Source organism: Actinomadura sp. 7K534, assembly GCF_004348575.1.
Classification (GTDB): domain Bacteria; phylum Actinomycetota; class Actinomycetes; order Streptosporangiales; family Streptosporangiaceae; genus Spirillospora; species Spirillospora livida.
On the sequence record NZ_SMKB01000244.1, the window covers coordinates 1 to 10,467 of the forward strand.

Consider the following 10,467-nt stretch of genomic DNA (forward strand, 5'->3'; position numbering starts at 1 on the left):
GGGCGGGCGGGCTTCGGACATGCTGGCCTCCTCAGGTGGAGAACGTACGTTCTCAATAACTACCGCTAACCTAGGGAACGCTCGTTCTCGACGTCAAGGCAGGAGCGCTGTGATGCCGGCCGCGATCACGCAGGAGCAGCAGGACCGGGACCGCGGGGCGCTGCTGGACGTCGCCGAGCACCTCTTCTACTCGCGAGGCGTGCAAGCGGTCGGGATGGACGAGCTGCGGGCCGTCTCAGGGCTCCCTTTGAAGCGCATCTACCGCCTGTTCCCGACGAAGGAGTCCCTAGTCGTCGCGATGCTGGAGCGCCGCGACCGGCGCTGGCGGGAGAGCCTGGCGGCCCACGTGGCAAAGGTGCCGGACGCCCGGGAACGCGTGCTCGCGATGTTCGACTGGCTCGGCGTGTGGTTCGCGGAACCGGGCTTCCGCGGCTGCGCGTGGGCCAACGTCCACGGCGAGCTGGGCCCGTCGTCCCCGGCCATCGCCGCGGCGGTGCGGGCGCACAAGCGGGCGTTCCACGACCAGGTCGTCGAACTGGTCACCGCCGTCGCCCCGTCCGCCGCCGAGCCGATCCACCTGCTAGCGGAGGGGGCCATCATGGTGGCCGGCGTCCACGGCGACCCCACGGCCGCCGCGACCGCCCGGACCGGCGCCCGCGCCCTCCTGGACGCGACCTCCTGACCCGTGGCGGAAATCGGGGTGCTCCGGTGGGCGGTGGGCGGGTAGCGTGCTCGGCATGTCGAGCCCCGAGGCGTCCAAGGCGGGGGCTTTCGGTCACGCCGTCAGCTCCCTGAACCACTGAGCTTCCCGTCCCGCCGCGCCCGCGGCCGGACCGGTGCGCCCATCGGGCGCTGACCGCGGTGACGAGACGTCTCCTCTCGTGCTCCTCCTCACCTCGGGATCGACTCGATGCCTCTCTCGCTGTACCTGCTCGCCCTGGCGGTCTTCGCCATGGGCACCTCGGAGTTCATGCTCGCCGGGCTCCTCCCGGACATCGCCGCGGACCTCGGCGTCACGGTCGGGGCGGCGGGCGCCCTCACCTCGGCCTTCGCGATCGGGATGGCCGCCGGCGCCCCGCTCATGGCGGCGCTCGCCCGCAACCGGCCGGGACGGGCGAGCCTGCTCGGCTTCCTGCTGCTGTTCGCGGCGGCCCACGCCGTGGGCGCCCTCACCACGAGCCTCCCGGTCCTGCTCACGACCCGCGTCCTCGCGGCGCTCGCGAACGCGGGGTTCCTCGCCGTGGCGCTGACGACCGCCGCCGCGCTCGTCCCGACCGGCCGGAAGGGACGCGCGCTCGCCGTGCTGCTGTCGGGCACGACGGTCGCGACGATCGCCGGGGTCCCCGGCGGTTCGGTGCTCGGCGCGCTGCACGGGTGGCGGGCCACGTTCTGGGCCGTCGCCGCGCTCTGCCTGCCCGCGGCCATCGGCATTCTGACGGGGGTTCCGGGCCGCCGCGCGAAGCCGGGCACCGCCGCCGCTTCGCCGCTGCGGGCGGAACTCGTGCTCCTGGCGAGGCCGCGGCTGCTGCTCGTCATGCTGCTCGGCGCGCTGGTCAACGCGGCGACCTTCGCGAGCTTCACCTTCCTCGCCCCGGTCGTGACCGGCGCCGGCGGGCTGGACGAGTGGTGGATCTCCGTCGCCCTGGTGCTCTTCGGCGCCGGCTCCTTCGCCGGGGTGACCATCGCGGGACGGCTGTCCGACCGCCGCCCCGGCCTGGTCCTCGCGGCCGGCGGACCGCTGCTGCTCGCTGGCTGGCCGGCCATGGCGCTGCTCGCCGGGGAACCGGTCGCGCTGCTGGTCCTCGTGTTCGTCCAGGGCACCCTGTCGTTCGCGCTGGGCGGCACGCTGATCACGCGCGTCCTCTACGAGGCGGCGGGCGCCCCCACCATGGCCGGCTCCTACTCGATCGCGGCGCTCAACACCGGTGCCGCCGCCGGGCCCCTCATCGCCGCGGCCACCCTCGGCACCGGGGCCGGTGAGCTCGGCCCCCTCTGGACGAGCGGGCTCCTCGTCGCCGTCGCCCTGCTCCTGGCGCTCCCCTTCCGCCACGTGATCACGGCCGGCGAGCGAGGCACGGCGATGACTTTCCTCCGCCGCCGGAGTCGGTACCGGCAGCACTCAGGCTCCACGTAGAGGGAGAGAACATGGCGCTGGACCTCTTCGCCGGCATTCCCGTCACCGACTACAAGGCGGCACTGCCGTGGTACGAGCGGTTCTTCGGCAGGGAGCCGTCGTTCCTGCCGAACGACATCGAGGCCGTGTGGGAGGTGGCCGAGCACCGGTACGTCTACATCGTCCAAGACCCTGAGCGGGCCGGGCACGCGCTGGTGTTCTCCTACGTCGACGACCTCGACGACCGGGTCGGCGCGATCACCGCACGCGGCATCGAGCCCACGGACCGCGAGACGTACGAGAACGACGTGGCCAAGGTGATCTACCGCGACCCCGACGGCAACGAGGTCAGCCTCGGCGGCGGGCCGGGCTGAGCGCCGGGATGCCGTGTCGCGATCAATAGGTGCCGGTCGATGCGGATCTGCTCACCCTGTTCCTGCCGACCTCGATTGTTCATCGGGCTCGGCTGTTCATCGGGCTCGGCGTCCGCCTCGCCGCGGAACGCTGACCGGCCGGGCTCAGGACGTCAGCACGCCGCGTCCGGTGGGCGAGTGGGCGCCGTGGCGGGCCTCGTTGCCGCAGTGGCGGCAGATCACCATGGGGCTGACCGGGTTGCCGCAGGAGTGCTGCCAGCGGACGGGCGGGTCGTCCGCGTTCAGGTGGCGGTCGCCCCACTTCATCAGCACGAGCAGGACATCGCACAGCTCCACGCCCGCGGGGGTCAGGTGGTACTCGTAGCGGGCCGGCCGGTCGCTGTAGCGCTCGCGGCGGATGATGCCGTTCGCCTCCAGCTTACGGAGCCGGGACGTGAGGATGTCGCGGGACGCCCCCGTGTTCCGGGCGATCCCGTCGAAGCGCCGCACCCCGTAGACGAGCTCGCGGATCACGAGCAGGCTCCAGCGCTCGCCGACCAGCTCCAGCGTGTCGGCGACCGAGCACTCACGTGGCTGGGCGTCCTTCGGCATACCACGCAGCCTAATGCGCCGCTCCGGCCGTTCGGCCGGGCCTGCGGCCCTCACCGGTCGTGACCGGCCGGGCGGCGGCGTCCCGCCCGGCTCCGCGGGTGTTGCGCCGCGATCCGGCGGGGGCCGGTGGGCGTCCGCGGACGCCGCACCGGCCGCCCTGCCCGTCCGGCCCATCCGTCAGAGCCGCTCGATGACGGTGGCGTTGGCCAGGCCGCCGGCCTCGCACATGGTCTGCAGGCCGTAGCGTCCGCCGCGGTCTTCGAGGGCGTGCAGGAGCGTCGTCATGATGCGGGTGCCGCTGGCGCCGAGCGGGTGGCCGATCGCGATCGCGCCGCCGCGGACGTTGACCCGGGCGGGGTCGGCGCCGGTCTCGCGCTGCCAGGCCAGCACGACCGGGGCGAACGCCTCGTTCACCTCGAACAGGTCGATGTCGCCGAGGGACAGGCCCGCCCGGTCCAGGACCTTCTCGGTCGCGGGGATGATCGCGGTGAGCATCAGCAGCGGGTCGTCGCCGGTCACGGCGAACGCGTGGAAGCGGGCGCGGGGGCGCAGGCCGAGGCGCTCGGCGACGTCGGCGCCCATGACGAGCACGGCGGCGGCGCCGTCGTTGATCGGCGACGCGTTGCCCGCGGTGATCTTCCAGGCGATCTCGGGGAACCGCTCGGCCGTGCGCTCGTCGTAGTAGGCCGGTGCGAGCCCGGCGAGGATCTCCGGGGACGTCCCGGGACGGACGGTCTCGTCCCACTGGCCCGCCCAGGCGACCTCGCGGTCGAACTCGCCGTTCTTCCACGCCTCGGCGGCGCGGCGGTGCGACTCGTAGGCGAAGGCGTCGAGCTCCTCGCGGGGCAGGTCCCAGCGGGCGGCGATCAGCTCGGCGCTGATGCCCTGGCCGACGAGGCCGGCCGGGTACCGCTCGCCGAGCATCGTCCCGAAGGGGTTCGTGCCGGGCAGCACACTCGACCCCATCGGCACGCGGGACATCGACTCGACGCCGCACGCGATCGCGATGTCGTACGCGCCGCTCTGCACGCCCTGCGCCGCGATGTGCAGGGCCTGCTGCGACGAGCCGCACTGCCGGTCGACGGTCATGGCGGGGACGCTCTCCGGGAACCCCGCGGCGAGGACGGCGGTGCGGGTGATGTTGAGCGCCTGGTCGCCGACCTGGGTGACGACGCCGCCGACGACGTCGTCCACCCGGGCCGGGTCGATGCCCGCGCGTTCGACGAGCGTGCGCAGCGTCCGGGCCAGCAGGTCGGCCGGGTGGTCGTCGTGCAGCGACCCGTTCGGCTTGCCCTTGCCCACCGGGGTGCGCACGGCCTCCACGATCACCGCGTCGCGCATGACTCCCACCTCCGTTGTGTTTTCCAACTCACTCTCGGAGTATCCGATCAGTAAGTTGGAAAACACAACCCACTGCGCGCGTGGGCTGCCTCACACGAAAGAAACCCGGGAGCCCGGCGTATACCGCCGTGGCTCCCGGGCCGTCGGACCGCTCAGCGGGAGGGGCCCATACTGTGGTCCGTCTCTTTCCTCCATACGCCAAAGGGCCCCGCGGTGGAGCCGCCCGACAGTGCGAGGTCGGACAAGCGCGCCTCCTTCATGCCCTCGACGTCACGTTCGCTTTCGACGCTAGCCCCATAAGCGGCAAACAGCCCTCAATCGCCACCAAAGTGTCGGCAAGCACTCAGACGACGGTCGGGGTCTGCTCCCCCGACACGAGGCGCAGCCGCACCACGGTGGGCACCGAGTCCCGTTCGAGCGCGGCCCGCAGCCGCGGCACGGCCTCGTCCTGGACGCGCCGGCGCAGTTCGGCGGGGTCCGCGTGCTCCCCGTACGCGATGTTCAGCCGCAGCTCCGGCCGGCCGGACGAACCGATCAGGCGGGCCCGCACCTTCCGGACGCCCGGATACTCGCCGATCTCGGCTTCGAGCGCGGCGGAGACGGCCTTGGCCGACAGGCGCGTCGTCCCCGCCCCGGCGTCCGGTTCCAGGGCCAGGCCCGGCAGCCTGCCGGTGCGCCCCTGGGCGAGCAGCCAGGCGATGCCGAGCAGCGCCAGGACGACCGCGGCGGCGGCGACGGCCGGCCAGAACCAGGCGTTGTCCTCGGCGAATCGGCGCACCCCTGCGGTGAGGACCGGCGCGGACGCCCGTCCGTCCCCGAAGACCCCGAGGCCCCGCGCGAGGCCGGCGCCCCCCGCGGCCGCGAGGACGACACCGACCAGGATCAGCCCGGTGCGGTTGAGGTGCGCGGGACGGCGGTCCATCACGCCCCCCGGTGCAGCATCCGCACCCGCACCGACCGGTCGGGCAACGGTTCGAGGCGGTCGAGGCGGTCGCGCACGGTCTCGGCGACGCCCTCGTGCAGCCCCGCGGGTTCGTGCACGGGCGTCTCGGCGACCACCGTCACCCGCCGGCGCCCCAGCCGGACCCGCGCCACGCCCGACACGCCCGGCGCCTCCTCGGCCGCCGCGGCGACGGCGCGCCTGAGCCCGCGCCTGCTCACCCCCATCACCAGGGCGGGATCGCCGCCGTGCAGCGGGACCGTCCGGGACCTGCCCGGCAGCAGGGCCGCCAGCAGGAAGAAGAGGCCGAGCGCCGCCAGCGCGCCGAAGATCGCGAGCACGTACCAGTCGTCCCACGCCGCGTCGCTCACCCACCCGTAGGGGAAGACGCGCACGGGACGGTCGAGCAGCGTCGAGATGACCTCGATCGCGGTGAGCACGCCGCCCGCCGTCAGCAGCAGTGCGGCGACCATGGCGGTCCGGACCCGGCGCGAGCGGAACACGTGCCTCGCCGCCCGGTCCGCCTTCCGCGAGCCGGCCTTCGGGTCCGCCCGCTCGACGGCGGGCCGGAGACCGGCCTGCGCGGTCACCGCACGGTCCTTTCACCGGCGCCCGGACGGCCCAGCTCGGAGACGTCGATGTCCACCTGCCGGACGGAGTAGCCGGTCAGCTCCGCCACCCTGGCGCGCACGCTCTCCCGCACCCTCCGCGCCACATCGCGCACCGGCATCGGGTAGGTCACCGACATCACCACCTTCGCGGTGACGACGTCCCCGTTCACCCGGACCTCGGTGCGGGCCGGGCGGCGTCCGGGGACCGGCACGCCGAGGACCGCCCGGCCGACCCCTCCGGACTCGCCGATCTCCGCGGCGGCCCGCGCGACGATGCGCGCCACGGCCTGCTCGCGGATCGTGGTGGTGCCCCGCTCCCCGTTCTTCATCGCGACCGCCGACCGGTGCCGATCAGCCGCCCGAGGTCGAGATCGCCCTCGATGGCGCGGCCGACCAGGAAGCCGAGTGCGCCGAGGAAGAGGACGATGAAGAACGGCCCGAACCCCCCGAACGCTCCGGCGAATCCCAGCGCCACCCCGAAGGCCATTCCGACGAGGGGCCACAGCAGTCTCATGTCCATTACGAATCCCCCTCTCTCGTGGGCCGTTCCTCCGCCAGATCCCCGATCAGGACCGTCACCCGCCGCCCGCCGGCGAGCGGGCGCACCAGGCGCCGGACGTCGTCGGCGATCTCCATGCACGGCCGTCCGTACCGGACGACGACTCCGACCTCGACCTCCCCGGAACGCACCGCCACCCCCGCGAGCGGCGGCCCCGGACGGTAGGTCGCGATCCAGCCGCGCGGCCCGGACGTCAGTCCCAGCACGTCCGCGCACCGCATCGCCGCCTCGCCCAGCCGCAGCGCCAGCTCGACCCGGCCCGCGCCACCGGCCGCGGGAGCCCCGGCGGCCGGCGCCGGGCCGGACGCCTCGCTCATCTCCGGCCGGGCACCGCTCTCCGTCGCGCCCATGGGTCCGCCTCGCTCGTCCAGGCGATCATCGGACACGGGGCCCCGCGGACTGCTCGTCGGATTCGTCGCCGTCCAGGTGGACGTCGTCCACGGTGATGTTCACCTCGACGACCTCCAGGCCGCACATGTGCTCGACCTCGTTGACGACGTTCGCGCGCACCGCGCCCGCGAGGTCCGGGATCGAGAGCCCGTACTCCACAACAAGGTCGATGTCCACGGCGGCCTGGCGCTCGCCGACCTGAACGTCCACGCCCTGGGTGTCGTCGGACGCGACGCCGGGCACGCGTTCCCGGACCGAGCCGAGCGTCCGGGACATCCCGCTGCCCATCGCGTACACGCCGCCGACCTGCCGCGCCGCCATCGTCGCGATCTTGGCGACGACGGTGTCGGCGATCCGGGTGGTGCCGTCTTCTGTGACGAGTTCGCTGGAACCGCCGTCAGGACCCCGCTTGCGCATCGTCCCGGTGGAGCCCTGACCGGCGGTCCGTGTGTCATCCTGACTCATACCGTCCCCCCAAAGTCACTGATGTCCGATTCATGCTCACCATGTATCGGACGAATCGCCACTTTGGAGAAAGAGCAGGTTAACCCCCGTTTACTCGGCGGGTGCGGAGCGGGTGCCACCGCCGCGTGGTGCGGGCCGGGCCTCGCCGGCCGGCCTCGTCCCCTGGAACATCGCGCGCATCTTGCGGGCCGCGTCACCGGGCTTCTTCGGACGCTTGCCCGTACCGCCGCCCGAACCGCCCTCCCGCCCGGTGCTCCCGGCCGCCCTGTCCTTGCCTTGCTTGTCGTTCACGACAACACTCCCCCGATGTCGATCACACTCGTCACATGAGTACCCCGTCTACCCGGGGTAGAAGCGCACTTCCGGGCGCCCGACCTGACCGTAGTGCGGGCGGCGGTGCGCGAGGCCGTTCTCCGCGAGGTATTCGAGGTAGCGGCGCGCGGTGACGCGGGAGACGCCGGTGAGGTCGGCGGCCGCGGCGGCGGACAGCCCGTCGGCGGCGCCGGCCAGCACCTCGGTGACGGCCTGGAGCGTCTCGTCGCTCATGCCCTTGGGCAGCGTGCGGTGGCCGGGGGTACGGAGGGTGGCGAGCATCCCGTCCACGTCGGCCTGGCCGCTGACCTCCCCGGCGCCGACCGCCTGCTCCCGGAACCGCGCGTACCGTTCGAGCTTGTCGCGCAGGGACGGGAACGTGAACGGCTTGAGCAGGTACTGGACGACGCCGACCGACACCGCCGACCGGATCACGGCCAGGTCCCGGGCGGAGGTGACGGCGATGACGTCCACCTCGCTGCCCGCGGCGCGGAGCGCACGGCACACCGTGAGGCCGTGCGTGTCGGGGAGGTAGAAGTCGAGCAGGACGACGTCCACGGCGGAGCGCTCGCAGAATCGCAGCGCCTCCGCCCCGGAGTGGACGACGCCGCCGACGGTGAAACCGGCGACGCGCTCGACGTAGGAGCGGTGCGCCTCGGCGGCGACGGGGTCGTCCTCGACCACGAGCACCTTGATCATGGCGCTTCCAGCGGCAGCCGGACGGTGAACACGGCGCCCTCGTCGTGGCTCACCCGGACGTCGCCGCCGTGGCGGCGGACGGCCTGCCCGACCAGCGCGAGGCCGATGCCGTGCCCGACGGGCCCGCCGGACGTCTTGGTCGTCCAGCCGCGCCGGAACATCTCGGGCACCGCGTCCGGGTCCACGCCCGGCCCGCTGTCGGCCACCTCCAGGACGAGCGCGCCGTCCTCCTGCCGCGCGCTGACGACCACGCGCGGCGGCCGGACGTCCGCGCCCGCGAGCGCGGCGTCCACCGCGTTGTCGATGAGGTTGCCGAGGATGGTGACGAGGTCGCGGGGCTCGGCCACGCCCTCCATGACGGTGTCCTCGGTGACGGCGAGCTCGACGCCGCGCTCCCCCGCCTCCGCGGACTTGCCGAGCAGCAGGGCGGCCAGCACCGGTTCGGACACCGACCCGACGACCCGGTCGGTGAGCCGCTGCGCGGTCCGCAGCTCGGCGGTGGCGAACTCGACGGCCTGGTCGGGACGGCCCAGCTCCACCAGCGACACCACGGTGTGCAGCCGGTTCGCCGCCTCGTGGGCCTGCGAGCGCAGCGACTCGGCGAACCCGCGCACGGTGTCCAGCTCGCCGGTCAGCACCTGCAGCTCGGTGTGGTCGCGCAGCGTGACGACGTTGCCCATCGCCGTGTCCCGCGACCGGACGGGCTTGGTGTTCACGACGAGCACGCGGGTGTCGGCGACGTGGACCTCGTCCGACCGCGGCTCGGCCGAGGCGCAGGTGGCGGCCAGCTCGTCCGACAGCCCCAGCTCCGTGACGCGCCGCCCCCGCGGGTCCGGATCCAGGTCGAGGAGGTCGCGGGCGGCGTCGTTGCACAGCACGACGCGTCCCGAGCGGTCGAGGAGCAGCAGGCCCTCCCGGACGGTGTGCAGGATGGCCTCGTAGTACTCGAACATCTCGCGCAGCTCGCCGGGCGCGACGCCGCGGGTCTGCCGGCGCAGCCGGGCGGCGACCAGATAGCTGCCGCCCACGCCGACCGCCAGCACCGCGGCGGCGACGACGGCCAGCGAGATCAGCCGCTGCCGCAGCTCGGCGGTGATGACGCGGATCGTGATGCCGACCGCGACCAGCGCCACGATGCGCCCGTCGTCGTAGACCGGGGCGACGGTGCGGACGGACGGGCCGAGCGTCCCCGTGTAGGTCTCGGTGAACGTCAGCCCCGCGAGGGCGGGCCCGGTGTTGCCGACGAACGGCCCGCCGATCCGGGACGGGTTCGGGTGGGTGTAGCGGATCCCGGCCGGGCTCATGATCGTGACGAAGTCGACGCCGGTGTCGTGGCGGACGCGTTCGGCGTACGGCTGCAGCAGCCGGCTGGGATCGGGGGTCGCGACCGCGACGCGCACGTTGTCGGCGTCGGCGATGCTCTTCGCGAGCGCCGTCACCGTCTGCGCCGCCGCGTCGTCGGCGGACCGCCCGGCGTCCAGGTAGGCGATGCCCGCGCCCGCCGCCACCAGCAGCCCGACGATCGCCGCCTGCAGCACCAGGAGCTGCCGCGCCACACTCCAGCGGCCGGGAATCGTCCATTCGGGACGCCGCACACGCGCACCTTTCGTCTCGGCCTCACCGTGAACGAAATGTACACAAGGGTGACCGCCGACTCCGGAACGCGCAAACTCCCGGGTACGGTAACGAGCCCCTCGCCGATCGATGGTTCGACCTGCGCGGCCCCTCCCCCCACGCAGGCGCCCACCGTGTGCATGTGCCCGCTCCGCCGGCACATGGGCGCCTGTCCCAGGGCGCGGTCGCCCGTCCGGCTCAGGAGAAAGTGCGGGCCTGACCCGGACGGGCGCCGCGTGCTTATTGCATCGCCCTTGGCGGTCAGGCCCTAGAGGGCCTTCCCTTCGGCGGGCAATGCGTGCGATCGCTGCATCGCTCCGGCTCGCCTAGCTGTACTGCCCATGGACGTTGGTGACGGCGACACGGGCTGGATGATCTTGCAATAAGGAGGACCTCCTGGCGTGGTGTGGAGCTACCACACACCAACTCCACGCCAAGGAGGTCCTCGTGCCCCACCG

General features: G+C 73.4%; 14 protein-coding genes. 3 read left to right on the forward strand and 11 right to left on the reverse strand.

The window, feature by feature from the left end; genetic code table 11:
- The first annotated feature begins 112 nt into the window (after positions 1 to 112).
- From E1266_RS30990 to E1266_RS31000, 3 genes are all read left to right on the forward strand, one after another.
- Positions 113 to 682, forward strand: coding sequence for a TetR/AcrR family transcriptional regulator (locus tag E1266_RS30990; RefSeq protein ID WP_132053102.1), 570 nt, complete (start codon positions 113 to 115; stop codon positions 680 to 682).
- A gap of 228 nt (positions 683 to 910) precedes the next feature.
- On the forward strand, positions 911 to 2,134 hold the full coding sequence (locus E1266_RS30995) for a Cmx/CmrA family chloramphenicol efflux MFS transporter (protein ID WP_132053104.1): 1,224 nt from the start codon (positions 911 to 913) through the stop codon (positions 2,132 to 2,134).
- A gap of 11 nt (positions 2,135 to 2,145) precedes the next feature.
- On the forward strand, positions 2,146 to 2,487 hold the full coding sequence (locus tag E1266_RS31000) for a VOC family protein (RefSeq protein ID WP_132053106.1): 342 nt from the start codon (positions 2,146 to 2,148) through the stop codon (positions 2,485 to 2,487).
- Between the two features lie 144 nt (positions 2,488 to 2,631).
- On the opposite strand, the gene E1266_RS31005 is transcribed toward E1266_RS31000, so the two are convergent.
- The 11 genes from E1266_RS31005 to E1266_RS31055 form a co-directional block, all read right to left on the reverse strand.
- Entirely contained in the window at positions 2,632 to 3,078 is a 447-nt protein-coding gene (locus E1266_RS31005; RefSeq protein ID WP_132053108.1) for a helix-turn-helix domain-containing protein, read from the reverse strand.
- 177 nt (positions 3,079 to 3,255) lie between these two features.
- The gene (locus E1266_RS31010) at positions 3,256 to 4,419 is read right to left on the reverse strand and encodes a thiolase family protein (RefSeq protein WP_132053110.1); all 1,164 of its coding nucleotides are present in this window, start codon (positions 4,417 to 4,419) and stop codon (positions 3,256 to 3,258) included.
- 343 nt (positions 4,420 to 4,762) lie between these two features.
- Positions 4,763 to 5,341 (reverse strand): alkaline shock response membrane anchor protein AmaP, encoded by a 579-nt coding sequence (locus E1266_RS31015; protein ID WP_132053112.1) that lies wholly within the window; start codon positions 5,339 to 5,341, stop codon positions 4,763 to 4,765.
- Complete coding sequence (locus E1266_RS31020) at positions 5,341 to 5,949, reverse strand: DUF6286 domain-containing protein (RefSeq protein WP_132053114.1); 609 nt, start codon at positions 5,947 to 5,949, stop codon at positions 5,341 to 5,343. Before E1266_RS31020 ends, E1266_RS31015 begins: the two co-directional genes overlap by 1 nt.
- Positions 5,946 to 6,299, reverse strand: a complete 354-nt coding sequence (locus E1266_RS31025) for an Asp23/Gls24 family envelope stress response protein (RefSeq protein WP_132053116.1) — start codon at positions 6,297 to 6,299, stop codon at positions 5,946 to 5,948. Before E1266_RS31025 ends, E1266_RS31020 begins: the two co-directional genes overlap by 4 nt.
- Positions 6,296 to 6,475, reverse strand: coding sequence for a hypothetical protein (locus E1266_RS31030; protein WP_132053124.1), 180 nt, complete (start codon positions 6,473 to 6,475; stop codon positions 6,296 to 6,298). Before E1266_RS31030 ends, E1266_RS31025 begins: the two co-directional genes overlap by 4 nt.
- 14 nt (positions 6,476 to 6,489) lie before the next feature.
- Positions 6,490 to 6,879: a hypothetical protein gene (locus E1266_RS31035; protein ID WP_347876759.1), complete on the reverse strand. Its 390-nt coding sequence runs from the start codon at positions 6,877 to 6,879 to the stop codon at positions 6,490 to 6,492.
- 25 nt (positions 6,880 to 6,904) lie between these two features.
- The gene (locus E1266_RS31040; RefSeq protein ID WP_243719096.1) at positions 6,905 to 7,336 is read right to left on the reverse strand and encodes an Asp23/Gls24 family envelope stress response protein; all 432 of its coding nucleotides are present in this window, start codon (positions 7,334 to 7,336) and stop codon (positions 6,905 to 6,907) included.
- Positions 7,337 to 7,474: 138 nt separating this feature from the next.
- Positions 7,475 to 7,675, reverse strand: a complete 201-nt coding sequence (locus E1266_RS31045; RefSeq protein ID WP_132053120.1) for a hypothetical protein — start codon at positions 7,673 to 7,675, stop codon at positions 7,475 to 7,477.
- Positions 7,676 to 7,723: 48 nt separating this feature from the next.
- A complete protein-coding gene (locus tag E1266_RS31050) occupies positions 7,724 to 8,395 on the reverse strand; it encodes a response regulator (protein WP_132053122.1) in 672 nt (223 codons plus the stop codon).
- On the reverse strand, positions 8,392 to 9,990 hold the full coding sequence (locus tag E1266_RS31055) for a sensor histidine kinase (protein ID WP_207946017.1): 1,599 nt from the start codon (positions 9,988 to 9,990) through the stop codon (positions 8,392 to 8,394). The genes E1266_RS31050 and E1266_RS31055 overlap by 4 nt, the downstream gene beginning before the upstream one ends.
- Positions 9,991 to 10,467 lie beyond the last annotated feature (477 nt).